22 protein-coding genes and 1 pseudogene are annotated in these 23,938 nt (G+C 70.4%); 8 read left to right on the forward strand and 15 right to left on the reverse strand.

The window, feature by feature from the left end:
• Positions 1 to 26: 26 nt before the first annotated feature.
• From OG709_RS14180 to rsmI, 5 genes are all read right to left on the reverse strand, one after another.
• Complete coding sequence (locus OG709_RS14180; protein WP_329166367.1) at positions 27 to 1,013, reverse strand: 4-(cytidine 5'-diphospho)-2-C-methyl-D-erythritol kinase; 987 nt, start codon at positions 1,011 to 1,013, stop codon at positions 27 to 29.
• Positions 1,010 to 1,888 carry a 16S rRNA (adenine(1518)-N(6)/adenine(1519)-N(6))-dimethyltransferase RsmA gene (rsmA, locus tag OG709_RS14185; RefSeq protein ID WP_250301893.1) on the reverse strand — a complete coding sequence of 293 codons (879 nt, stop codon included), beginning with the start codon at positions 1,886 to 1,888 and terminating at the stop codon, positions 1,010 to 1,012. Before rsmA ends, OG709_RS14180 begins: the two co-directional genes overlap by 4 nt.
• A gap of 155 nt (positions 1,889 to 2,043) precedes the next feature.
• Positions 2,044 to 2,937, reverse strand: a complete 894-nt coding sequence (locus tag OG709_RS14190) for a TatD family hydrolase (RefSeq protein WP_329166368.1) — start codon at positions 2,935 to 2,937, stop codon at positions 2,044 to 2,046.
• Between the two features lie 99 nt (positions 2,938 to 3,036).
• Positions 3,037 to 3,474 (reverse strand): hypothetical protein, encoded by a 438-nt coding sequence (locus tag OG709_RS14195; protein WP_329166369.1) that lies wholly within the window; start codon positions 3,472 to 3,474, stop codon positions 3,037 to 3,039.
• A 249-nt stretch (positions 3,475 to 3,723) separates the two neighbouring features.
• The gene (gene rsmI / locus OG709_RS14200; RefSeq protein WP_250301890.1) at positions 3,724 to 4,614 is read right to left on the reverse strand and encodes a 16S rRNA (cytidine(1402)-2'-O)-methyltransferase; all 891 of its coding nucleotides are present in this window, start codon (positions 4,612 to 4,614) and stop codon (positions 3,724 to 3,726) included.
• Positions 4,615 to 4,675: 61 nt separating this feature from the next.
• Between rsmI and OG709_RS14205 the strand changes: the two genes are divergently transcribed.
• The 3 genes from OG709_RS14205 to OG709_RS14215 all read left to right on the forward strand — a co-directional run bounded on the left by OG709_RS14205 (position 4,676) and on the right by OG709_RS14215 (position 9,320).
• On the forward strand, positions 4,676 to 6,445 hold the full coding sequence (locus OG709_RS14205; protein WP_250301889.1) for a dolichyl-phosphate-mannose--protein mannosyltransferase: 1,770 nt from the start codon (positions 4,676 to 4,678) through the stop codon (positions 6,443 to 6,445).
• Between the two features lie 138 nt (positions 6,446 to 6,583).
• A complete protein-coding gene (locus OG709_RS14210; RefSeq protein WP_329166372.1) occupies positions 6,584 to 8,254 on the forward strand; it encodes a penicillin-binding transpeptidase domain-containing protein in 1,671 nt (556 codons plus the stop codon).
• A 220-nt stretch (positions 8,255 to 8,474) separates the two neighbouring features.
• Positions 8,475 to 9,320, forward strand: coding sequence for a DMT family transporter (locus OG709_RS14215; RefSeq protein ID WP_250301887.1), 846 nt, complete (start codon positions 8,475 to 8,477; stop codon positions 9,318 to 9,320).
• Positions 9,321 to 9,352: 32 nt separating this feature from the next.
• Here OG709_RS14215 and OG709_RS14220 read toward each other — a convergent pair whose 3' ends face one another.
• The 3 genes from OG709_RS14220 to OG709_RS14230 form a co-directional block, all read right to left on the reverse strand.
• A complete protein-coding gene (locus OG709_RS14220) occupies positions 9,353 to 9,763 on the reverse strand; it encodes a RidA family protein (protein ID WP_266642664.1) in 411 nt (136 codons plus the stop codon).
• Positions 9,764 to 10,139: 376 nt separating this feature from the next.
• A complete protein-coding gene (locus OG709_RS14225) occupies positions 10,140 to 10,643 on the reverse strand; it encodes a hypothetical protein (RefSeq protein WP_250301885.1) in 504 nt (167 codons plus the stop codon).
• 345 nt (positions 10,644 to 10,988) lie between these two features.
• A complete protein-coding gene (locus tag OG709_RS14230) occupies positions 10,989 to 11,420 on the reverse strand; it encodes an ATP-binding protein (protein WP_250301884.1) in 432 nt (143 codons plus the stop codon).
• Between the two features lie 143 nt (positions 11,421 to 11,563).
• Here OG709_RS14230 and OG709_RS14235 point away from each other — a divergent pair, with 143 nt between their 5' ends.
• The 4 genes from OG709_RS14235 to OG709_RS14250 all read left to right on the forward strand — a co-directional run bounded on the left by OG709_RS14235 (position 11,564) and on the right by OG709_RS14250 (position 14,551).
• Positions 11,564 to 12,385 carry a helix-turn-helix domain-containing protein gene (locus OG709_RS14235; protein ID WP_326694709.1) on the forward strand — a complete coding sequence of 274 codons (822 nt, stop codon included), beginning with the start codon at positions 11,564 to 11,566 and terminating at the stop codon, positions 12,383 to 12,385.
• The gene (locus OG709_RS14240; RefSeq protein ID WP_250301882.1) at positions 12,375 to 12,599 is read left to right on the forward strand and encodes a DUF397 domain-containing protein; all 225 of its coding nucleotides are present in this window, start codon (positions 12,375 to 12,377) and stop codon (positions 12,597 to 12,599) included. Before OG709_RS14235 ends, OG709_RS14240 begins: the two co-directional genes overlap by 11 nt.
• A gap of 310 nt (positions 12,600 to 12,909) precedes the next feature.
• A complete protein-coding gene (locus OG709_RS14245) occupies positions 12,910 to 13,638 on the forward strand; it encodes a CPBP family intramembrane glutamic endopeptidase (RefSeq protein WP_250301881.1) in 729 nt (242 codons plus the stop codon).
• Positions 13,639 to 13,969: 331 nt separating this feature from the next.
• Complete coding sequence (locus tag OG709_RS14250; protein WP_329166378.1) at positions 13,970 to 14,551, forward strand: hypothetical protein; 582 nt, start codon at positions 13,970 to 13,972, stop codon at positions 14,549 to 14,551.
• Positions 14,552 to 14,663: 112 nt separating this feature from the next.
• On the opposite strand, the gene OG709_RS14255 is transcribed toward OG709_RS14250, so the two are convergent.
• The 4 genes from OG709_RS14255 to OG709_RS14270 all read right to left on the reverse strand — a co-directional run bounded on the left by OG709_RS14255 (position 14,664) and on the right by OG709_RS14270 (position 18,921).
• Positions 14,664 to 15,290 carry a hypothetical protein gene (locus OG709_RS14255; RefSeq protein WP_329166379.1) on the reverse strand — a complete coding sequence of 209 codons (627 nt, stop codon included), beginning with the start codon at positions 15,288 to 15,290 and terminating at the stop codon, positions 14,664 to 14,666.
• Between the two features lie 81 nt (positions 15,291 to 15,371).
• Positions 15,372 to 17,429 (reverse strand): SMI1/KNR4 family protein, encoded by a 2,058-nt coding sequence (locus OG709_RS14260; protein ID WP_329166381.1) that lies wholly within the window; start codon positions 17,427 to 17,429, stop codon positions 15,372 to 15,374.
• A gap of 81 nt (positions 17,430 to 17,510) precedes the next feature.
• Entirely contained in the window at positions 17,511 to 18,110 is a 600-nt protein-coding gene (locus OG709_RS14265) for a GNAT family N-acetyltransferase (protein WP_250301876.1), read from the reverse strand.
• Positions 18,111 to 18,270: 160 nt separating this feature from the next.
• Positions 18,271 to 18,921, reverse strand: a complete 651-nt coding sequence (locus OG709_RS14270) for an AAA family ATPase (RefSeq protein ID WP_326694706.1) — start codon at positions 18,919 to 18,921, stop codon at positions 18,271 to 18,273.
• 417 nt (positions 18,922 to 19,338) lie between these two features.
• On the opposite strand from OG709_RS14270, the pseudogene OG709_RS14275 reads away from it, so the two are divergent.
• Positions 19,339 to 20,385, forward strand: a pseudogene (locus OG709_RS14275) (chloride channel protein); the annotation flags it as partial.
• A 61-nt stretch (positions 20,386 to 20,446) separates the two neighbouring features.
• Here OG709_RS14275 and OG709_RS14280 read toward each other — a convergent pair.
• From OG709_RS14280 to OG709_RS14290, 3 genes are all read right to left on the reverse strand, one after another.
• The gene (locus tag OG709_RS14280) at positions 20,447 to 21,217 is read right to left on the reverse strand and encodes an SDR family NAD(P)-dependent oxidoreductase (RefSeq protein ID WP_250301944.1); all 771 of its coding nucleotides are present in this window, start codon (positions 21,215 to 21,217) and stop codon (positions 20,447 to 20,449) included.
• Positions 21,218 to 21,233: 16 nt separating this feature from the next.
• Entirely contained in the window at positions 21,234 to 22,391 is a 1,158-nt protein-coding gene (locus tag OG709_RS14285; protein WP_405688424.1) for a serine hydrolase domain-containing protein, read from the reverse strand.
• A gap of 490 nt (positions 22,392 to 22,881) precedes the next feature.
• Positions 22,882 to 23,901, reverse strand: a complete 1,020-nt coding sequence (locus OG709_RS14290; RefSeq protein ID WP_250301871.1) for an Lrp/AsnC family transcriptional regulator — start codon at positions 23,899 to 23,901, stop codon at positions 22,882 to 22,884.
• Positions 23,902 to 23,938 lie beyond the last annotated feature (37 nt).

Consider the following 23,938-nt stretch of genomic DNA (forward strand, 5'->3'; position numbering starts at 1 on the left):
GGCCTCCTTGCCGCACCTCCTCCGGCCTAGGACCTGGCCGGCCGATCGTTGCCGGGCCCGGGACGCCTGGCGGGGCGGCCGACCACCGTCGCCCCGGGCGCCGCCGAGGATGCCACCCGGGCGGCCCGGCAGGTCCCGGAGGCCCGCAGCTCGGAGGCGATCCGTTCCGCCGACTCCGCGTCCTTGGCCAGGAAGGCCGTCGTGGGGCCGGAGCCGGAGACCAGTCCCGCCAGGGCGCCCGCCGCGGTACCGGCGGCGAGGGTGTCGGCGAGCGCGGGCCGCAGGGAGACCGCCGCCGCCTGGAGGTCGTTCGAGAGGGTCCCCGCCAGCGCCGTCGTATCGCCTGTGCGCAGCGCCGCCAGCAGGGCCGGTGCGGCTGCCGGCGGGGCGGCGTCGGGGGTGAGGCGGTCGAACTCGCGGAAGACCGTCGGGGTGGAGAGGCCGCCGTCGGCCATCGCGAACACCCAGTGGAACGTGCCACCGACCGTCAGCGGCGTCAGCAGCTCTCCGCGGCCGGTGCCCAGCGCTGCGCCGCCGACCAGACTGAAGGGCACGTCGCTGCCCAACTCGGCGCAGATGTCCAGGAGTTCTTCGCGCGAGGCGCCGGTGGACCAGAGCGCGTCGCAGGCCAGCAGGGCGCCCGCACCGTCCGCGCTGCCGCCCGCCATGCCGCCCGCGACGGGGATGTCCTTGTCGATGTGGAGGTGTACGTCGGGGGTGATCCCGTGGCGCGCGGCGAGCAGTTCGGCGGCCCGCGCCGCCAGGTTCGTCCGGTCCAGGGGGACCTGGTCCGCGCCGGGTCCCGTGCAGGTGACGCGGAGGGAGTCGGCGGGGGTCACGGTGACCTCGTCGTACAGCGACACCGCGAGGAAGACGTTGGCCAGGTCGTGGAAGCCGTCGGGGCGTGCGCCGCCGACCGCGAGCTGGACGTTGACCTTGGCGGGGACGCGGACGGTCACGCCCGCGGGAGCCCCCGTACCCGACGGGACGCGACGACTGTCCGGGACGCTCACGCCTTGCCCTCCGCGATCCGTGCGAACTCCTCCACGGTGAGCGACTCGCCGCGTGCCTGCGGCGAGATCCCGGCCGCCACCAGCGCCGCCTCGGCCGCCGCCGCCGACCCCGCCCAGCCCGCCAGCGCGGCCCGCAGCGTCTTGCGGCGCTGTGCGAACGCCGCGTCGACCACCGCGAAGACCTCTTCCTTGGTGGCCGTCGTCGGGATCGGTTCGGTGCGCCGGACCAGGGAGACGAGGCCCGAGTCGACATTCGGTGCGGGCCAGAACACGTTGCGGCCGATGGAGCCCGCCCGCTTGACGTGCGCGTACCAGTTGGCCTTCACGGACGGCACGCCGTACACCTTGTTGCCCGGTTCCGCCGCGAGCCGGTCCGCGACCTCCGCCTGGACCATCACCAGCGTGCGCTCGATCGTGGGGAAGCGGGCCAGCATGGTGAGCAGGACCGGGACCGCCACGTTGTACGGAAGGTTCGCCACCAGCGCGGTGGGCGGCGGGCCCGGCAGTTCCTGGACCTGCATCGCGTCCGCGTGGACCAGCGTGAAGCGGTCGGCGCGGGCGGGCAGCCTGGCCTCGATCGTCGCGGGCAGCGCGCCCGCCAGCACGTCGTCGATCTCGACGGCCACCAGCCGGTCCGCCGCTTCGAGGAGGGCCAGGGTCAGCGATCCGAGGCCGGGGCCGACCTCGACGACCACGTCGTCCCGGGTCACCTCGGCCGTCCGTACGATCCTGCGCACCGTGTTGGCGTCGATGACGAAGTTCTGGCCGCGCTGCTTGGTCGGGCGTACGCCGAGTGCGGTCGCCAGCTCACGGATGTCGGCGGGGCCCAGAAGGGCGTCGGAGGCTTCGGGGGCGTCGGGTTCAGTGCTGCTCACCCGTAAAGCCTACGGCCGCGGTACGGCTCCGGGCTCGCCCCCGGGGCCGGACGCCAGGCTCGTAGGCGCATCGGACCGGTCCGGCGGCCCCGGTGCGCCCCCGTATCGCCTCCGTATCGCCCCTGACGCGCCCCCGGCTCGCCCCCGACTCCGCCTCAGCCGGTTTCGCCGCCCAGCCCGAACGCCCTGACCGTATTCGCCATGATCGCCGTGGCCAGGGCGTCCTCGCTGACGCTTTTCACCTGGGCCATCGCCCTTACCGTGACCGGAATCAGATAAGGCGCATTGGGCCGCCCACGGTACGGAGCCGGGGTGAGGAAAGGCGCGTCCGTTTCGACGAGAACGAGTTCCAGCGGTGCGACAGCGAGGGCGTCACGCAGCGGCTGGGCGTTCTTGAACGTCATGTTCCCCGCGAAGGACATGAAATAGCCCTTTGCCGCGCAGATTTCCGCCATTGCGGCATCGCCGGAATAGCAATGGAATACGGTGCGTTCGGGTGCGCCTTCTTCTTCGAGAATGCGGAGCACATCCGCATGGGCCTCGCGGTCGTGAATGACCAGCGCCTTGCCGTGCCTTTTGGCGATCTCGATATGCGCCCGGAAGGACCGTTCCTGGGCCGTAATGCCCTCGGGTCCGGTGCGGTAGTGGTCGAGGCCCGTCTCGCCGACGGCCCGCACGTACGGGAGGGCCGCCAGTCGCTCGATCTCGCCGAGCGCCTCGTCGAGGGCCGCCTCGCCGCCCGGGGCGCGGACCCCCTGCCGCGCTCCGCCCTCCGGATCGCCCAGCACGATGCGGGGTGCTTCGTTGGGGTGCAGCGCGACCGCCGCGTGCACGTTCTCGTACGCCCGCGCCGTCTCGGCCGCCCAGCGGGAGCCCGTCAGGTCGCAGCCCACCTGGACGACCGTGGTCACCCCCACCGACGCGGCCCGTTCCAGGGCCTCGTCGACGGTGGTGGCCTGCATGTCCAGGTGGGTGTGCGAGTCCGCGACCGGCACCTTCAGCGGTTCGGGCAGCGGCGGCGGTGTGTCGTTGGGGGCTTTCGGGCTCATGGCGCCCGATCCTACGGTCACCCGCCCGGTGGACTGCTTCCGGTGGCCGGCGGGCTGCTCCCGGTGGCCGACGGGCTGCTGCTCCCGGTGGCCGTCGGGCTACTTCCGGTGGAACGGGTGCAGCAGATCCGAGAGATGCCAGTGGTGGTGCGGCGCCGGCGACGCCCCGCCGACCGGGACGGGAAGCGGCTCGGGGGCGGCGGCGGTCGTGAGCGCCGACGCGGGAGTGGTCGCGGGTGCGGTGGTGGTCGCGGTCGCGGGTGCGGTGGTCACCCGCTCGGGGTGGTACAGCAGGTTCTGCACGGAGGAGACGCGCCCCGACCGCATGATCCTGATGACGTGCCCGCCACAGTTCATGCAGCTCGGGTTGGACAGCGGCGACGGAACCCGTTCGCCATCGGCCTTGTACACAACAAATGCCTGGCCGGAAGCATCGACGTGATGCTCTATCTCGTACGCCTGTTCCCAGCCGTGGCCACACCGCATGCACGCGAACGCATACGCCTCGTGAGCGGTGGTTTCAGTGATCTCACTCATGCCAGCTCCTCTTGCCCTGCGGACAAGCCTTCCGTGGAACGATTTCGTCCCACTTCCAGTGGACGCCTCCACCTCCCGGAATGCACCAGGGGCAGCCGACTATTGGAGCGGATTTGGCCTGCTCGTGGGCAAAGGCCCCGTGATCACGTTGCGGCCTTTGCCATTCACGCGCGTCCTTTACCTTCCGGTGGCATTCTCCTCCGGGGGTACGGCACGGCCCCCCGGCGTCCCCGCGCGAGCGGCGTCCTTCTAAGCATCCTTCGAGGCGTCCTTGGCGGCGTTCTTCGCGGTGTCCTTGGCCGCGTTCTTCGCGGCGACCACCGCGTCGAAGACCTCCCGCTTGGGCAGTCCCGCCTCGGCGGCGACCGCGGCGATGGCCTCCTTGCGCCGCTCCCCCGCCTCCTCGCGCACCTGCACCCTGCGCACCAGCTCAGCGGGGTCCAGGTCCTGCTCCCCGGTGTCGCCCGCGCCCTCGACGACGACGGTGATCTCGCCCCGTACGCCCTCGGCGGCCCACTCGGCGAGTTCCTTCAGCGGCCCGCGCTTCACTTCCTCGTACGTCTTGGTCAGCTCCCGGCAGACGGCCGCCCTGCGCCCGTCCCCGAAGACCTCGGCCATGGCGGCGAGGGTGTCGTCGAGCCGGTGCGGGGCCTCGAAGTAGACCATCGTCCGGCGCTCGGCGGCGTTCTCCCGGAGCCTGCCCAGCCGCTCGCCCGCCTTGCGCGGCAGGAAGCCCTCGAAGCAGAAGCGGTCCACGGGCAGCCCGGAGAGTGCCAGCGCGGTGAGGACGGCCGACGGGCCGGGGACGGCCGTCACCTTGATGTCCTGCTCCACGCACGCGGCGACCAGCCGGTACCCGGGGTCGGAGACGGACGGCATGCCCGCGTCCGTCACCAGCAGCACCCGCGCACCGCCCACCAGCGCTTCGACCAGCTCCGGCGTACGGGCGGTCTCGTTGCCCTCGAAGTACGACACGACACGCCCCGTGGTGTGCACCCCGAGAGCCTGGGTCAGTCTGCGAAGCCGCCTGGTGTCCTCGGCGGCGACGACATCGGCCGTCTCCAGCTCCCTGGCCAGCCGGGGCGGCGCGTCCGAGACGTCACCGATGGGGGTGCCTGCGAGTACCAGCGTTCCTGTCACGACTCCATTCTCCCAGCCCCGTGCACACCACTCACACAGTCGGGTTCCCTACGATGGCGCGGTGACGAGTACAGCGCCTCACCCCCCGAAGGGCCACGACGCCGGGAATCAGCCGCCCAGCTGGGGACACCGGCTGCGCCGGTTCGGCTACGCGGCCCCGCGCGGGACCGGTCTGCGCGAACGGCTGGTGCCTCCGTACGCCGCACCGGGCCCCCAGGCGTTCACCGTGCTGGGCATCTCCCCGGCCTTCGCCGAGCGGCTGCTGCGCTGGTCGGCGTGGGGCGGTCCGCTGCTGGTCACGCTGGTCGCCGGGATCCTGCGGTTCTGGAACCTGGGCAGCCCGCACGCGGTGATATTCGATGAGACGTATTACGCGAAGGACGCCTGGGCGCTGATCCACCAGGGGTACGAGGGCCACTGGCCGGACAACATCAACAACGCGATCCTCGCCAACCCCTCGCGCGTCTCGGTGCCCACCGACCCCGGCTATGTGGTGCACCCGCCGATCGGTAAGTGGGTCATCGGCCTCGGTGAGCACTTCTTCGGGTTCACGCCGTTCGGCTGGCGCTTCATGACCGCCCTGCTCGGCACCCTCTCGGTGCTGATGATCTGCCGGATCGGCAGGCGGCTGCTGCGCTCGACGTTCCTGGGGTGTCTGGCCGGGCTGCTGCTCGGCGTCGACGGGCTGCACTTCGTGATGAGCCGCACCTCGCTGCTCGACCTCATCGTCATGTTCTTCGTGGTCGCGGCCTTCGGCTGTCTGCTGATCGACCGGGACAGAGCCAGAGCCCGGCTCGCCGATGCCCTGCCGGTCGGCGAGGAGGGCGGGCCGCGCCCCGACAACGCGGTCGCCGGGAGCCTGCGGCTCGGCTGGCGCCCCTGGCGGATCGCGGCCGGCGTGATGCTGGGCCTGGCGTCGGCGACCAAGTGGAACGGGCTCTACGTCCTGGTCTTCTTCGCCGTGATGGCCGTGCTCTGGGACGTGGGCGCGCGCCGCACGGCGGGCGCCGTCCGCCCGTACCGGGCCGTGCTCCGCCACGACGTGCTCCCGGCCTTCGTATCGACGGTGCCGGTCGCCGTGGTGACGTACATGCTGTCCTGGACCGGCTGGTTCGTGACCAAGGGCGGCTACTTCCGCGACTGGGCCGCCCACCGCGCCGGGCTCTCCCCCGACCACGTCAAGCTCCCGGTGCTGGGCACGGTCCACCTGCCGCAGTTCGACATGAGCTGGGTCCCGGCGTCGCTGCGGAGCTTCTGGCACTACGAGGCCGAGGTCTACAGCTTCCACGTGAATCTGACCGAGGGGCACCAGTACCAGTCGAACCCCTGGAGCTGGCTCGTGATGGGCCGCCCCGTCTCGTACTTCTACGAGTCCCCCAAGCCGGGCGTCGACGGCTGCCCGAAGGGCACCGAGAGCTGCGCCCGCGAGGTCCTGGCGATGGGCACCCCGCTGCTGTGGTGGGCGGCGTGCTTCGCGGTGCTGTACATCCTGTGGCGCTGGATCTTCCGCCGGGACTGGCGGGCCGGGGCCATCGCGTGCGGGATCGCGGCCGGGTACCTGCCCTGGTTCATGTACCAGCAGCGGACGATCTTCTTCTTCTACGCGGTCGTCTTCGTGCCGTTCCTCTGCCTGGCCGTCGCCATGATGATCGGCGCGATGCTGGGGCCGCGCGGGTCCAGTGAGCGGCGCAGAGCGGTGGGGGCGATCGGCGCGGGCGTGCTGGTGCTGCTGATCGTGTGGAACTTCATTTATTTCTGGCCGCTGTTCACCGGGGACGCGATTCCGCTGAGCCAGTGGAACAACCGGATGTGGCTGAACACCTGGATCTAGGAACGGTTTCGGACGCCCCGTCCGCCGCAGGTCCCGGTCGGGTAACGACCCCGGCCGGGTGTCACCGCTGTCCCGTACGCTGCTCGGCGTAACTCTCTTGAACGTGTTCAAGGAGATTCCTGGGGAGGGAACGCAGCGATGCGCAACGGGGCAAAGATAGGAATGGTCAGCGGGGTACTGGCGGTCGTGGCCAGTGGGGTCGGCTACGGCGCGTACAACATCTGGACCGGGCTGAACAGTTCCGGCGGGGGCAGCGGCACGAGCAGTACGACCCAGGCGGCGCCGGTACGCACCGGCCCGCCGACCGACGACGAGATCAGCTCGACGGCGAAGGACTTCCTCACCGCCTGGTCCGACGGCGACGCCGAGAAGGCCTCGCAGCTCACCAACAACGCCGGGGACTCGCAGCCCCTGCTGGCCGGTTACCGCGAGGACGTGCACGTCACCAAGGTGACGCTGACGCCCGGTGCGCCGACGGGCGCGAAGGTGCCATTCACCGTCGAGGCCACCCTGTCGTTCGAGGGGAAGACCAAGCCCTGGTCGTACTCCTCGTCGCTCACGGTCGTACGGGGGCTGACGACCGGCCGGGCGCTGGTCGACTGGGACGCGTCCGTCATCCACCCGCAGCTCAAGAAGGGCGACACGCTCACGACCGGTGAGGCGAAAGCCGCACCGGTCAAGGCCGTCGACCGGAACAACATCGAGCTGACGAAGGAGAAGTACCCTTCGCTCGGCCCGATCCTGGACGCCATGCGGGAGCGGTACGGCAGCAAGGCGGGCGGCAAGCCCGGCATCGAGACGTACATCGAGAAGTCCTCGGACGGCACGTCGGCCGACACGGCCCCCGCCAAGACGCTGGTGGTCCTCGCCAAGGGCACCCCCGGTCTGCTGCACACCACACTCGACGCGCGGACGCAGGCGGCGGCCGAGGTGGCGGTGAAGAAGTTCGACGAGTCCTCGGTGGTGGCGGTCAAGGCGAGCACCGGCGAGATACGCGCCGTCGCCAACCACCGGGCCGACTCCTTCAACGCGGCCATGCAGGGCAAGCTCGCCCCCGGTTCCACGATGAAGATCATGACGGCCGCGATGCTCATCAACAACGGTGTGGCCTCCGAGAAGAGCCCCGTCCTCTGCCCGTCGGAGGCCATCTGGCACAGCCAGACCTTCCACAACCTGGACAACTTCTCGATCGCCGGCGGCACTCTGGAGACGAGCTTCGCGCGCTCCTGCAACACCGCCTTCATCAAGCCGCTCAGCAAGCTCTCGGACCTCCACGTCGCGGACACCGCGCTGCCGTCGACGGCCAAGAAGTACTTCGGCATCGGTGAGGTCTGGAACGTCGGCATCGCGTCGGCCGACGGCAGCGTCCCGGAGACGACCGGCCCCAACACGGCGGCGGCGATGATCGGCCAGGGCCTGGTCCAGATGAACCCGCTCAACATGGCGGCCGTCACCGCAACCGCCCGCAGCGGCAGCTTCCACCAACCGGTCATCGTGCCCAGGTCGATGCTCGACGGGGCCGTCGCGACCGCCCAGCCGCTGCCGTACAACACGGCGCAGCAGCTGCGCGACATGATGCACACGACGGCGACCGCTCCGTACGGCACGGGCACCGTGGCCATGTCCGGCGTCGGGGGTTACAAGGGCGCCAAGACCGGTTCGGCGGAGGTCGACGCCCAGGGGAAGTCCAACAGTTGGTTCACCGGGTTCAGCAACGACCTGGCTGCGGCGGCGGTCGTCCAGTCCGGCGGACACGGCGGGGACGCGGCGGGCCCGGTGGTGGCGGCGGTACTGGCAGCCGGGTCGTAACGCGGCGGTTCGGGCGGCCGAGCCGTAAACACGGCGGTACCGGCTGCCCGGATCGTCACACGGTCGCGATCCCGGCGGCCGGGGCGCAGGCCTGTCCTGAACCGCCCGCGTAACACGTTCGCGTGGCCCGTACAGCAAACGCTAGCGTGCAGGTCATGACCACTCCTGAACCTGCCGCCCATCCTCGGTTCACGCTCACCGATGCACGGGAGCCGACCGCGTGACACCGGTCGTCATCCTCGCGGTCGTCCTCGCGGCGATCACACACGCGAGCTGGAACGCCATCGCCCACCACATCAAGGATCAGCTGGTCTCCTTCACGCTGATCTCCGGCGGCGGACTGCTGATCGGCCTGCTGGCCGCGCCGTTCGTCCCCTTCCCGGCTGCCGCCGCCTGGCCGTACCTGCTCATATCGGCGTCGCTGCACGTCACGTACATGCTGCTGCTGATGCGCTCGTTCACCCTCGGCGACTTCGGCCAGATGTACCCGATCGCCCGCGGCACGGCGCCCCTCGTGGTGACCGTGCTGGCCGCGATCTTCGTCCATGAGATCCCGAACGGCTGGCAGTTGGCGGGCGTGGCCGTCGCCTGCACCGGGCTGGTCGGCGTCGCCGTATGGGGCCTGAAGGGCTCCCGCCCGCACTGGCCCGCGATCATCGCCGCACTGGCGACGGGCCTGGCCATCGCCTCGTACACCACGGTCGACGGCGTCGGCGTCCGCGACTCCGGCTCCTCGCTGGGCTACATCGCCTGGCTGATGGTCCTGGAGGGCATCGCCATCCCGGCGTACGCGGCGTACCGCCGACGCGGCCAACTCGTCGCGCAGCTCAGGCCGTACGCCACGAAGGGCCTGATCGGCGGCGCGATGTCGGTCGTCGCGTACGGCCTGGTCCTGTGGGCCCAGACCCGCGCCCCGCTCGCCCCGATCGCGGCGCTGCGCGAGTCGTCGATCATCGTGGGCGCGGCGATCGGTGCGATCTTCTTCAAGGAGAAGTTCGGGCTGCCGCGGATCGCGGCGGCGGGGCTGATGGTGGTCGGCATCGGCTTGATGCTGCATACGGCTTAGCCAGGCCGGCGAGGCCTGTCGGCGGGGCGGACTCAGTCGGGCAGCGCCACGGTGAGATCCAGCTCGACGAGTTGTCCGGAGAAGCCCAGCTGGGTGACGCCCAGCAAGGTGCTGGCGGTGGTGAACGCCGGGCCGATGGCGGAGTTGGTGAGCCGGTCCCACGTGGCTCCCAGAACGTCTCTGTCGTCGCTCCGCACGTAGATCACCGACCGCACCACATGGTGCGGCTGAGCGCTCACGGCTGCGAGGGCGACGGACGCGTTCGCCACAACCTGGTCGGTCTGCTCCTCGAAGGAGCCGGGACCGACGAGGTCACCGTTCCTGTCAAGCGGGCACTGCCCCGCAAGGTGGGCCGTGCGGCCGGCCTCGACGACGGTGACGTGGTGGTAGCCGGGCGTGTGATGCAACTGCTCGGGGTTGATACGGGTGATCTTCTCGGTCATGCCCGCGAGTCTGGTCAGCGAGCCGACGGCACGCACCTCAATTTCATCCGTCGGCAAGCACCGGGCAGCGGACCGGAGTTGAAGAACAGACCGGGATCGCGCTCGGACAGCGTCTGGCCGACAGTCATCAGACAAGGGGAGGGGCACATCATGGGGTTCGGACGACGAAGACTTGGTGCCGCCATCGTGGCGGTTGCTCTAGGCGTGACCTTGCTGTCCGCGTGTGGGCTGTCTGATGTGGTGGATGAGTACGGCCACAGAGCCCCGAGGCCCCGGCCGTGAGCATCCAGGCGTACAACTCGCAGTAGCCGGAGGCAAACCTCCACCGGACGACCGGAAACAGCACCAGGGCCGGCTCCGGTCGGCTGCGCCTGCGTCACTTGCTCAGTACGTTCGCCGCCACGATGAACAGCCCGAGCAGCATGTCCGCGCCGCCCACCCGGCACGACGACGCCCAGCCCTGGCCCGTCACACGCGCGGCCCAGAGCCCCCAGCCGAACAGGGCCGCCGTGTTGAGGGCCAGGGCCACTTCGAGCGCGGTGTCCTCGCTCCACCACCCCGCGTACGAGGCGGACAGCACCGCCACAGTGGGCAGCACCGCGGCCACCAGCGGCCATTCCTCCAGCACGGACCGTACGACGTGCACGGTGACCGGTGTTCCGTCAGCCGTCCGGTGGGAGATGGCGTGGGCGTAGCCGTGCGCCGCAGCCGACGCGAGCCCCGCGACCAGCACCCACACCGCGTCGTAACCGGGGTCCGGGAGGCCGCTGTCGTGGTCCAGCGCCGCCGCGAGCGCGCTGGCGAGCACGGCGCCGTACACACCGCCGAACAGCAGCCGCTGCATGGACTCGCCACGGATGCCGGGCGCCCTGTGAACCACGGGCCTACTGGGCAAGACGCACCTTCCCGGAGCCGAGACAACGACGCGATGCCTGCCGTATTTCCAGGCCGCATTTACGGAGATTCAACAGCATATCGGGCGACCGGATCGCCATCCGGAAGGTGAGTCGCCACCGGAGCCCGGGGCGCCGGATCCCGGGGCGCCGGATCCCGAATCACCGTCACCCGCAGGAACACCGGCATCCGTACCGGCCGCCGGTCCGCGAGCGTCAGCACCACGACCGCTCCCCCGGTGACGAACCGGTCGAGCCGCGAACCCCGCACCTCGTGCCAGCACCCCCGGATCCGTACGAGGTCACCGCGCAGCACCAGCACGGCGCACACCTCACGTACCACGTCGAGCACCGCCGCCGCCCAGCGCCAGTTCCGCCCAGACGACCTTGCCGGGCCCGAGCCGCGCGCCGAACCCCCAGTCGTCGGCCAGCGCGGCCACGAGCAACAACCCCCGCCCGCCCGGCGCCTCCAGGTCCGGGACCGGCATCCGTGGCGGCACGGACGACGCGTCGTGCACCTCGATACGGAGCACACCCCCGCCGACCAGGAACCGGGTCTCGATCTCCCGGCCGGGCGAGACGACGGCATGCCGCCCGGCGTTGGTCAGCAGCTCCGAGAGGATCAGTACGGCCGCGTCGGTCAGGTACGACAGCCCCCAACCGGCCAGCGCCGTACGGAGATCCGCCCGCGCCTGCCCCACGCAGCCCGGACGCCTGCTCCAGCGGCGCACCACCGCGCTGTCCGATTCCGAACTCAGTGCCATCGCGAAGCTCCTCAGAAGATCTGCCGGGGTCCGGTGCGAACGTCTCGCACTGTGACGAATAACTCACAGCGTGTGTCTTGCGTCGCTACGCTTCTAGGGGTTTCGCCCTGACAACGGGCAATTCAAGTGAGGGAGTTGATCTCATGGCAGCAGCACCCCAACCACGCTCGATCCGGCAGAAGTACGGCGAGGAGCTGAGGATCCGGCGCATGGCGGCGGGTCTGACCCAGGAGGCGGTGAGCGAGGGGGTGGTCTGCTCCCCGACGCTGATCAGCCACTTCGAGGCGGGGCGCCGCCTGCCCAACCCGGACGATGCGCAGCGGCTGGACCGGGTACTGGGGACGGACGGGTTCTTCGCGCGCTGGCTGCGGGATCTGGATCCGAAGTACGCCAGCCACTTCGCCCGGGTGGCGGAGTTCGAGCAACAGGCCAGGGAGATGCGGCACTACGGTGCCTCGCTGATCCCTGGCCTTCTCCAGACGGCCGCGTATGCACGGGAGGTACTCAGCGCGCACACCGCGCTCGACCCGACGGCACCTGTTGACGAGCACGTCGTCAGCCGCATGCAACGTGCGCCGATCATTACGGAATCGACCGATACCGTATTTTGGGTGTTGCTGGACGAAGCGGCACTGCGGCGGAAGATCGGTGGCCCACAGGTCATGGCCGAACAGTTGCACAAGGTCGCCGACCTAGCGGAAGCGCAACGAATCCGCCTGCACGTCCTGCCATTTGGCGTCGGGGCGCACGCTCTACTGGCAGGGATGCTGTATCTGATGAGCTTCGACGAAGCTCCATCCATCGCCTACGTAGAGGGCGTTGGGACGGGGCATGTCTTCGACGATCCGGCCATGGTGAACCACTGTCACCTCGCCTACGATCTGGCTCTGGGCGACGCGCTGCCACACAAGGAATCACTGGCCCTGATCAGGGCCGTAGCGAAGGAGTACGAACGTGAACAGTAACGCGCGCATCGTTCCCGACCCGGCGTTCATACGCGAGTGGCGCAAGTCCAGCTTCAGCGGCCCCGGCAATGACGACTGCCTCGAAGTGGCAGACGGATACGCCGCTGTCCCCGTACGCGACTCCAAGAACCCCCACGGCCCGGCGCTGCTCTTCCCCGCCACCGGCTGGGCCTCCTTCGTCGCCGCCGTGAAGAGCGGCCGGCTCTCCGCCTGACACCCGCGAGACCGGCCCCGGTACCGAACCCGACCGGGGCCGTCTGCCTGCTCGGCGCACCGCCGGATCCTGTCGGAGGGGCGCCGAAGAATACAGACATTCACTGATCTTGTCGGCCAAGCGATCATCCACGACATACGTTTGATTTCGCATGAGACTCTAGGGGGAGAGCTGCGGCGACGTAGGCCTGCGCCCCCATGGGGTGGAGATCCCCGCCGCCCGACGAATGGGCGACACAGTGCACGACAGTGCGGAAGCAATACCGGACAGCCGGCCCGGACGCAGACTGCCATGGCCATGGTTCTTGGTGGTGGTCATCGCGTACGCGGGCATCATCCAGGGCCTGGGCCGGCTGATCGGCGTGGACACCAGCTACTCCGACAGTCAGTTCCCGACCACCGAATCACTGGTGCGCAACGCACTGATCCCGATCGGGGCGTCCATCGTGTTCGCCGCCGCCGTCGTCACGTGGCTCGGCTGGTGGCGCGAGATCCTGCACTACCGCGTCCCCGTGCGGCGCTGGGTGCGCTGGGTACCGATCTCGATGATCACCGTTGCCCTGATCGGCCTGAACTACGGGCACCTCGCCGACCAGAGCGTCTCCCTCGTGGCCTGCCTGCTACTGCTCGGCCTGTTCGTCGGCGTCGGCGAGGAACTCATGTTCCGGGGCATCGGCGTCCACGTCTTCCGCCGGGCCGGACTCACCGAGGGCAAGGTCGCCCTCTATTCCTCGCTCGTCTTCGGCGCCGTGCACATCAGCAACGCCTTCGGCGAGGGATCACAGGCCATCATTCAGGCCCTCGTCGTCTCCACCTCGGGCTACTTCTTCTACCTGTGCCTGCGCGTCGGCGGCATCATCCTGCTACCGATGCTCGTCCACGGGCTCTGGGACACCAGCCTGCTCTCCAACCTCGTGGGCGACAAGCCCCAGGTATCCCTGGGCATTGCCCTCGTCGTGCTCCTTCAGGTCGCCCTGATCATCGTGTTGCTGATCAAGCGCCGCACGGTCGAGACCGCACCCCAAGCCCTCCCGAGCTGACACACAGCCCTCAGGGGCGGCTCCGGCGGTTACGGAGCGTGCGGTGCTCTCGGGTTGCGAGCCGGGCGCGACAGCAGTTGGTTCCTTCCGCCACCACACCTCATCAGTAGTCATTTGCGCCGCTCAGAACCGGTTTACGGGCAGCGCACGTCATCCGGTCGAGGGAAAGTGCCCTCAACTACCCATTGTCATATTGACCTTGCTCTGCGTGACCATCCAAGGTGGAGGACGTCCCACTTCGGATCACCGACAGCCGCGTTCCCAGGGCAGACACCGCTCACCCTGGACCGCCCGCGCCGCTGCTCAACACGCTCAGGAAGGCTCGTCCGCAATGAACTCCCGCACCCACAGCAAGGCAGCACTCCTCACCCGCCGCACCTCCCTCACCCTCACCGCAGCCGGAATGGCCGTCGGGGTAAGCCTCAGTGCCCCGGCCACGGCCCAGGCGGATCCCCACATCTCCGTGTCGTGCACGGCTGCCGGAGAGACCCACTTCTCTCCTGGTGTCCAGCTCTTCCCTCTGCCCCAACAGATCGCCTACGAGGGGAAGAACTCCGGGTGCGTGGACAACAGTGGCGTCGGCATCCGGGAGGCGAAGATCTCCGCCGGGTTCAGGGACGTGATCATCAGCTGTGTCGCCGGCGGATTCGGTACAGGCAGCGGATCGGGAATCATCGAGTGGACCCTGGACGACGGCACGAAGCTCTCCAGCCAGGTGGACCTCAGGATCGACCACACCATCCTCAACACGTCCTCGGTCAGCGGCCACGTCCGCCAAGGCCCGTTCCAGGAGCAGAGCTTCAGCGGCGAGTTCACCACCGCACTCTTCGGCGGAGCGGGCAAGTGCACCGCCGGGGCGCCCTTCGGAGGAGTCAGGAACGCCGCGTTCACCGGGCAGTTCAGCGTCGGCTGACGGCCTGGACCGGCTGGACCGACGGCTGATCCCAGCGCCGGGGAGGGGGGAACACCCCGGGCCCGCACCCTGCCCGGCCAAGGGTGCGGGCCCGGGGTTGCGTTCCGGCAGATCAGGTGCGCGGCAGTTCGCCGACATCCGGCCGATGGCCTCCGTAGGAGGCGACCAGCGCGTCTGCCACGATCTCCGCGTCCGCCTCGGCCACGTCCGACGGGTACTCCGGCAGCAGGTCGTCCCAGAGGACCATCCACGATCCGTACAGCTGGGCTTGGCCCTCGGGGCGGGCGAAGAACCAGATGTGCAGATGGGCGCCGCCGTCTCCGATGCGGTAGACGTGGGCCCGCGAGATGTGCGGCAGTGCTTGCACGTGGCGGGCGATGTGGGTCGTGAGCACGCCCAGTTCGGCGGCCAGTTCGTCGGGCAGGTCCGCCAGGTCGAAGTGATCGCGTGGATGCAGCATCAGCACCAGCGGCACGCCGGCTCCCGCGATCCGGGTGAGCCGCCAACGGTCGTCGAGCCAGATCCCTTCGTCCCGGCTGCGGCACGCGTCGCAGTCCGAGGGGTCCTCGCCGTGCCGCGCCGGTTCGGGCAGAACCGGCGGGCGGAGCGGCGCGACGCGCAGGCCGTCCGGCTCGAACGGACTGATGTCCCACCCCGTCATGCGGGCCAGCGGGAGCCGTTGCTCACCATCCGCAGCGGTACGTGCGTGGGCGTAGAACTCGTCAGGTCGCATAGCCATGGCCAGAGGCTACTGTTGTTCGACGGCCATCAGCGCCTGCGCATTCGCTGAGTCATCACCTGCCGAACCCGCGAACACCCCTCACGTCGCTCCGCTTTGAAGATCGGTCATGCGCGCGATGGTCTCGTCGACTTGCCCGAGCGTCACCGTCATGTACGTCTCGCCCGGCCCCGGTGGGCGCGTCCAGGAACATGTCTGGAACGTGTGCAGGCGCCCGTGTGTCAGCGCGAAGCGCGGGAGTGAGACGCCGAACTCCGTGGCGATCGCCTCCAGCGCGTGCTGTTCCGCCCGCGCGGCAGCCGGATCGGCATCCCGGTCGGCATTCGAGTCGGCATCCGGATCGGCATCCGGATCGGCTGACGTGTCCGCGGCGGCGTTGCCGAAGAGTCGATCCGGGTCCAGCGCCGGAGGTATCTCGCCGCTGCGCCGGATCGTCGAACCGTGGACCGTGAAGTCGTACCGCTCCTCGCCGTTCTCCGCGAGGGAGAAGTGGAAAAGGGCCGGGGACCCATGGTGAGGCAGGCCGGGATCGCTCCAGACCACCATCGCTCGCGAGCCGGAACCGGAACGCGAACCGGGGCCTGAGCCGGAGTGTCCGGGCCCGGAGGCGGCTGCGGCAGGGGAGACGAAGCGCTGCTCGTCGAAGGGGCTCGGCTGCCCGTCGAAGGCGAAGCTCCAGCCGGATCCGGCACGCCCCACCGAGGCCAGTGCCTTGTCGTCGTACGACGAGGTCTCCCCGCGGTTCAGCAGCGTCGTCTGTGTTTCGCACGCCGTCATCGGCGTGTTCAGCCCGGAACTTCCTTCGGCGCCCACACGGTCCGGCAGTTCGGCCGGATGCGCCGATTCCACCAGGATGAAGCGGTATGCCTCGCGGCTGGTCCGGTGCGGTCCGGGGGCCGCCAGCCAGTCGAGGCCCCCGGGCTCCAGGTCGACAGGGGCCGCCACCTCACCGCCTGCCGCCTCGCCCCGAGGGGCGGCGAGCAGTTCGCGGCCACGCTCCGGGGTGAGCAGCGGGCCGAGGAGAGCGTCGGCCAGCAGGCCGATCGGTGCCAGGTGGCAGGGGCCCAGCGGTCGCCACTGCGGCAGCGCAGCCAGCACCGTCCGCCAGGCGGCGTCCGCTTCGCCCCAGCGCGCCAGCTCCCGTGCCTCGTCCAGTGCGTCCCCGAACGGGCCGGACGTGACGTAGCGGAAGGTCCCCGCTCCGACCTGCCGCCGTATCTCGTCGGCCGCTTCATGGAGATCACCGGGAGCGGGCCGCACGGTGTACGCCCACACCGCGTCGTCATGGCTTCGCTCCACATGCCCGACCGCCAGCACGGACAGCATCTCCAGTGCGTACACCGGGTCATCCGTCAGTCCGTCGAAACCGGCGAGGTAGCTGTCCCCCAGCAGCCACCGGATCTGGTCCCGCAGCGCCGCCGCGCGGGGCCTGCCGTACTCCACCGCCTCGGCCAGAGCGTCCTCGGCCCGCCGGTACTCCCCCGCCAGGGCGTCGCACCGTGCCTGCTCGACCACAGCGTCCAGCTTCCGGGTCGTGGCGTTGACGAACTCCGTGGCGCTGCCGGGGTCACCGGCCCGCAGGTGGTGGAACTCCCGGTACATCTCCGCCATGAACTCCCTGAAGGATGCGTACCGTTCCGGCATCTCACCGGCCCAGGTGCGGTAGCAGTAGACCGCCCACTCACCGTCGGCGCCCAGGTCCCCGGGGTTCAGCATCACGTAGGTGGCATCGGACTCGACGTCCAGGGGTAGCGTGCGGTCCCACATGTCCTCGACGAGCCGGATCTCCTCCTCGGTGGAGTCCTCGTCCAGCTCCTCCCGGTACATCTCCCCGATGCCGACTTCGTCCTCCTGCCAGCCGTGGCTCTCGGTTCCGGCGAGCACGTAGACGAAACCGCCTGCGTTCCGCCATCCGTCGCTGACCTCAAGGAACGAGCGGTACGACGGTGGGAGCGGGCAGCCGAGACGCTCCTCCAGCGCGGCGATCCGCTCGGCTGACGCGGGCGCGAAGCCGAGCCAGCGGGCGCGCCTGGCCTCCTCGTCCGCCTCGTCGAGGGCTTCATCGGGCGCCCAGGAATCCGCCCACTCGTCGCTCCAACGCTGGAGGAAGGAAGGCCAGTTGAAGGCTGCTTCAGTCATGCGAACGATCGTCGCATCCGCCACTGACAATGCCCTGCGGACCGCGTGGCCGACGGGACGCCGACCAGAGAGGCATCCGGCCTACGCCCCCGCAGCCAGCCCGTCCCCCCGGATCCGCGCGTGCAGATGCATGTCGTGGTGGCCGTCCGTGTGCAGGACCGCCCCGCGCCGTGTGCCCTCCGCCGCGAACCCCGCCTTGATCGCGACCCGGCAGGACGCCTCGTTGGTGGTCGAATGGTCGAGCTGGAGCCGGTGGAAGCCGCCCTCCTCCAGCGCCCAGCGGGAGAGCTCCACGACCGCGGCGGTGCAGGCGCCCCGGCCGCGGCCCGCCGGGGCCATCCAGTAGGCGACCTCGGCCTGACCGTCCACCAGAACCAGGTCTCTCAGCGAGATCCGCCCCAACAGCACGTCACTTCCGGCGTCGGCCACCGCCCAGTGCAGACCCGTCTCGTCCTGCCAGCCGCGCCGGCAGTTCGCGATCCACTCGCGCGCCTCGTCCACGGAGTCCATCGACCGCGCGTGCCAGCGCTGAATCTCCGGGTCCTGGTACGCCTCCCGTACCGCCTCCGCGTCGGTGAGCTGCCAGGGACGCAGCAGCACGTCCCTCGCAACTGGCAGAACAGGCTGGCTGGTTGCGGCAAGAGAACCGGTGGGTATCGCGGGAGCGACCAGGGAAGGCATGACGGCAGTCTCAACCCCTGCGGTTACCCGAGCAACGTACTTTCGACGAACCGGGCGCGTTCTTCGACCGGTGCGAGGGGCAGCCGTACGAGTTCGTAGCCGTAGTCGGTGTAGGTGGCGGCCATCGACGCGTAGGGTCTTTCGTTTGGATCAGGCCGGATCAGGGAGCGGGGTCTGGTGCGTGCGATCGCAAGGCGGAGGAGGGAGGCAGATGGGGTCTCCCCTGGCCCTCAAGGCCTTGGGGAAGGAGCCATGGTGACCGACGACAACGCGGCGAGCAATGGGGTCTCCCCTGGTCGAGCGAAGCCGAGACCTTGGGGAAGTGCCAGACCCCGCGAGCCCGGCGTGAACCAAACGAAAGGCCCTGGGTGCGCTCCGCCTCGGCGAAGGACTGTTTGCGCTCGCTGTCCTGGGCGTAGATCTCCGGCCAGGGAGGGGCGAGGAACACGCGACGGTGGTACCGGAAGCTCTTCGCGGCGGCGTGGACGTGGTCCGGCACCGGCAGTCCCTCCAGCCTCAGGTAGCCCACGATGTCGGGCACCCCCCGGTCGAAGAAGACCCGTTCCGGCCGCGCTGCCGCGATGCGGTACGAGCGCAGTTCCCAGCAGAGCATGAGTTCGGCGAAGAGCGCCGGGTCGGTCCAGGGCAGCGCGCGCCCGTCGATGGCGACCTGGTCCTGGATGATCCCGCGCCCCGCCTCCTGGGACCGGGCGTGGCCCTGGGTCTCCAGGAAGTCGAGCAGGGTGCTCTTCCCTGATCCGGGCCCTCCGGTGAGGACGATGAACCGCTCCGGCTCAGGCTCCGACGTCATGTTGTGCTCCCTCTTCTTCCGGATCCACACTGGTCAAATACTCAGAAATTGGCGCATTACTGCCATGATCGGGCAGGCAGCAGTGCCCACAGCCCCGAGGAGACAGTGATGCCAGCGGACGCGCCGGTGGGAGACCCTCAAGCCGCCCTGCGCGCGGACCCGTTCGGTCCGCTGCGGAGCCGGGGCTACCTCATGCTCCTTGCCCTGACCGCGCTGTTCGGGGTGGTGATCTCGGCCGGGGCGTACGGCTTCCTGCAAGCCGTCGAAGAGATCGAGAAGGCCGTCTACACCTCGCTGCCCAAGGCGCTCGGCTTCGACGGTGCTCCGTTCTGGTGGCCCCTGCCGCTGCTGGCCCTCGCCGGCCTGCTGGTCGCGGCGACGGTTCAGTATCTGCCGGGCAACGGCGGCCACCAGCCCGCCGAAGGGTTCAAGGCCCAGGGTACGGTCTCCGCCGCCGAGCTCCCCGGCGTCCTGCTCGCGGCTCTCGCCTCCCTCACCCTCGGCGCCGTGGTCGGTCCAGAGGCCCCGCTGATCGCGCTGGGCGGCGGGATCGCACTGTACGGCTTCCGGCTGATCAAGCCGGAAGCCGACGCTTCCTCCCAGGCCCTCGTGGCGGCGGCGGGCAGCTTCGCGGCCATCAGTGCCTTGCTGGGCTCGCCGTTGATCGGCGCCTTCCTGCTGATGGAGGTCTCCGGTCTTGGCGGGCCGATGCTGGGGATCGTGCTCGTTCCGGGACTGCTGGCCTCGGGCATCGGCTCCCTGGTGTTCACCGGCCTCGGTACGTGGGCGGGCGTCGGCAAGGGCACGCTCATCATCCCGAACCTTCCTCCGGCCGACCGCCCCGACCTCGCCCAGTTCGGCTACGCGCTGCTGATCGGCGTCGCGGCGGGCTTCGTCGGTACGGGCATCCGCCGCCTGGGGCTCTTCCTCCAGCCGGGAGTGAACCGCCGCCGCCTGGTGTGGACCCCGGTCTGCGGTCTGGTCGTGGCGGGGCTGGCCATCGCCTACGCGGAGGGCAGCGGGAAGGACGCGTCCGACGTGCTGTTCTCCGGGGAGAGCGCGCTGCCGGGACTCCTCCTGCACAGCGGCGCGTACTCCGCTGGGGTGCTGACGCTGCTGATCGCCTGCAAGGGACTCGCCTACGGGGTGTCCCTGTCAGCGTTCCGGGGCGGGCCGGTCTTCCCGGCGCTGTACATCGGGGCCGCCGGTGGGATCGCGCTGTCCCATCTGCCGGGGCTGCCGTTCGTGACGGGTGCCGCGATGGGGATGGGCGCGCTGGCGGTGGCGCTGCTCAGGCTGCCGATGACGGCCGTGCTGCTCGCGACGCTGCTCCTGGGGAAGAGCGGGGTGACCGTCATGCCCCTGGTGATCGTCGCCGTTGTCGTCTGCCATGTCGTCGTGGCGCGGATCAGCCCGCCACCGGTGAAGGCCGCGGCTCCGGCAGCCACGGCCGCGCCGGCCTGAGCCCGCGCGCACCGAGGACAACTGCCGCCCGGGAGCGCACTGTTCGTGCGGAACGGCGCAGTTACTGCAGCGCGCCGCGCAGCCCCATGTTTCCGCTGAGCAGGCCGCCGTCGACCGGGAGCGTGATCCCGGTGATCCAGGACGCGTCGCGGGAGGCGAGGAAGGTGATGGCCGCCGCGATGTCGTCGGGCAGGCCGACCCGGCCCAACGGGTAGTGTTCCGCGGCCCGTTCGAAACCGACCCCGGGGCGGCGCAGCGTCCAGGCGTCCGTGGCGACCGTCCCGGGGGCGACCAGATTGACCCGTACTCCTCTGGGCGCGGCCCGGCCCGCCAGGGTGCGGGTCAGGCTGGCGAGGCCCGCCTTGGCCGCGCTGTAGGCGTGGTTGCCGAAGTCCTGTTCGCCGTTGACCGAGCCGACGCTGACGATCGCGCCCCGGCCGCCCGCCGCCGCGAGGTGCGGAAGCGCGGCCCGGGAGGCCCGGAAGGCTCCGGACAGGGTCGCGTCGAGGTCGCGGTGCCAGGACTCGTCGTCCTCGTCCTCGAAGAGCGGGGCGTCCGGCGAGCAGGCGTACGCGTTGTTGACCAGGACGTCGAGTGCGCCGAACTGCTCGACCGCGTACGCCACCGCCGCCTCGACCGCCGCCCGGTCCGTGACGTCGCAGGTGAACGGCAGTGCGCCGGGCAGTTCGGCGGCTGTCTTCGCGGCGCGTGCGCCGTCCAGGTCGGTGACCAGGACGCGGGCGCCTTCCTCGGTGAACCGGCGGGCGGTGGCCGCGCCGATTCCCCTGCCCGCGCCGGTGATCAGGACTGAGTAACCCTCGAACCGCCTCATTCCATCCATGGGGCGATCATGTCGCCGAACGGACCGCCCTGACCAGAGCCTGGGCGCGGGGATCGGCCGTCACGCCCTTCTGGAGGGAGTTGGTGACGTATCCGAGGGCGATCCCGGACTCCGGGTCGGCGAAACCGAGCGAGCCGCCACGGCCGGGGTGGCCGAACGAGCCGGGGCCGAGCAGCGGGGCCGAGGGGCCGTGCAGCATGAAGCCGAGGCCGAAGCGGGTGTTGACGACGAGGACGCGGTCGGGCCCCGAGGACTCCTCGGTGCGGGCCAGGGCGAGGGTGGCCGGGGCGAAGAGCCGGTTGCCGTTGTCGACGTGTCCGATCATCGCCGCGTACACCCGGGCGAGGGCGCGGGCGGTGGAAATGCCTGCGGACGCGGGGAGTTCGGCGGCGCGGTAGTCGGGGGCGTTCTCGTCGGGGAAGGGGGCGATGGCCCCGAAGGCGCGGCTGGTGAACGACTCGGGGTCGCGGTAGGCCTCGCTCACGGAACGCTTGGGCCGCAACTTCAGCCCGCCGCCCACCGGGACGGTGTCGACACTGCCGATCCGTCCGACGCGGTGCGCCTCCTCGACGGGCAGGCCCACCCAGAAGTCGATGTCGAGGGGGCGGGCGATCTCCTCGGCGATCCAGCGGCCGATGGTGCGGCCGGTGACCCGCTTGACCAGTTCGCTCAGCAGCCAGCTGTAGGTCTGCGCGTGGTAGCCGTGATCGGTGCCGGGCTCCCAGGCGGCCTGCTGCGCGGCGACGGCGCGCGGGCCGGAGATCCCGTCGATGGCCTGCTCCGGAGTGAGCGGCCGGTCGAGGAACGGGACTCCGGTGCGGTGCGCGAGGAAGTGGCGTACGAGGGCGCGTTCCTTGCCGCCCGACTTGAACTCGGGCCAGTACGTGGAGACGGGCGCGTCGAGGTCGAGCTGTCCGCGCTGGTGCAGGAGGAGGGGGACGGCGGCGGTGACGCCCTTGGTGGCGGACCGGACGATCTGCGCGGTGTCGAGGGCCCAGGGTTCGGGGCCGTCGAAGTCCTTCGTACCGGCCCAGAGGTCGACGACCTTGTGGCCGTCGCGGTAGACGGTGACGGCGGCGCCGCGTTCCGCGCGCTGGTCGAAGTTACGTACGAACGCGTCCCGGACCGCTTCGAATCCGTCCGCCACTGTGCCCTGGACGTCCACCACGTCGTGCTCCCACGTCTCCCCGCACGCCCGGTCGGCGTACAGGTCCATGGTGGGGGGCGGCTCCGGCGAGGGTTGCCGGGGGGTGGGGTTGGGGGGGTGGGGTGCGGGGTGGGGGGCTGCTGGGGTGTCCTCAAGCGCCGGACCGGCTGGGGTGTGTCCTCAATCGCCGGACGGGCTGGATTTGTGCGGGTGTTGGGTGCGTGGGCTTGTCCTCAAACGCCGGACGGGCTGAATACGCGGGCGTCGGCAGTGTGCAGGGTCTGCGACGTGAGGTCGTTCTCGAATGCCGGACCGGCCGAATACGCGGGCGTCGGCAATGCGCGGGTGTCTGCCACGTGAGGTCGCTCTCGAATGCCGGACCGGCCGAATACGCGGGCGTCGGCAATGCGCGGGTGTCTGCCACGTCAGGTCGTCCTCGAACACCGGACCCGCCGAATACGCGGGCGTCGGCAGTGCGCGGGTGCCCGGCGCGGGCTCAAGGGGTCCGTTACCAGGGGGAGATCGGTATCACCCCGGTGCGGCGGCCCTCGTGGTCGAGGAGGTGGCCCATGCGTTTCACCGTGTGCAGGCCGACGATGCGGTCGGTGACGGTGAGTGTGGGGACGCGGGCGCAGAGGGCCGTTTCGCGGCGTTGGATGTCGCCGATGTCGTGGACCCAGAGCGTGGCGAAGATGTTGGCGGGCCCGGTGACGCCCGCCACCAGGCGGCACTCGGGAGTGGCGGCCAGGGTGCGGTGCACGGTGCCGATGTCGCGGGCGGGGACCTGGGCGAGGAGGGAGACCGGGACCGGGTGCCCGGCGAGCGGGGCGGCGACGTCGCAGCGGAAGGTGAGGATGCCGGAGTCCGTCAGACGGCGCAGCCGGCGGCGGACGGTGGCCGGGCTGGTGCCGGTGCGTTGGCCGAGCTCGGCCAGGCCGACCCGCCCGTCGCGGACGAGTTCGTCGAGCAGGGCGTGGTCGACCAGGTCGAGTTCGCGCGTATGCACCGATTCCGGCGCCGTGGAGGCGGAGTTGCCGAGCGCGGTCAGCTGACTCTGGTCCAGGGAGCGCAGCCGCCAGCGGCTCCCCTCGACGTACAGCGAGGTGGCGAAGAGGGAGCTGACCGAGGTGACGCCGGGCAGTTGGTCCAGCGTCCCGGTCAGGAAGCGGCTGAGCGAGGGCAGATCGGGGGCGAGCACGTCCAGCAGCAGATCGGCGCTGCCGGATCCGGTCACCTCGACGGTGGCGGTCTCGGGGAACTTGCTGAGCCGGTCCGCCAGCCGGGAGCGTGCGCCGGGGCGGCAGCGGAGGAGTACGAAGGCGGTGGCCCGGCCGCGGGAGAACTCCCGCCCCGGCGCCGCGCACACCCAGGCGAGCCCGGCCCCGGTCAGCCGGTCCCAGCGCCGCGCGAGGGTGCTCGCCGCCACACCGAGCAGGGGTGCCAGCTCGGTCCAGGCTGCCCGGGGCCGCAGCTGGAGGGCATTCACCAGGGCGAGGTCCAGCTCGCTCGGGGTGACCGTTTCTTGCATCAGGCCTGCCCCGTACGTACGAATCCAACGATATTCG

The sequence above is a fragment of the Streptomyces sp. NBC_01267 genome (assembly GCF_036241575.1).
Taxonomy (GTDB): domain Bacteria; phylum Actinomycetota; class Actinomycetes; order Streptomycetales; family Streptomycetaceae; genus Streptomyces.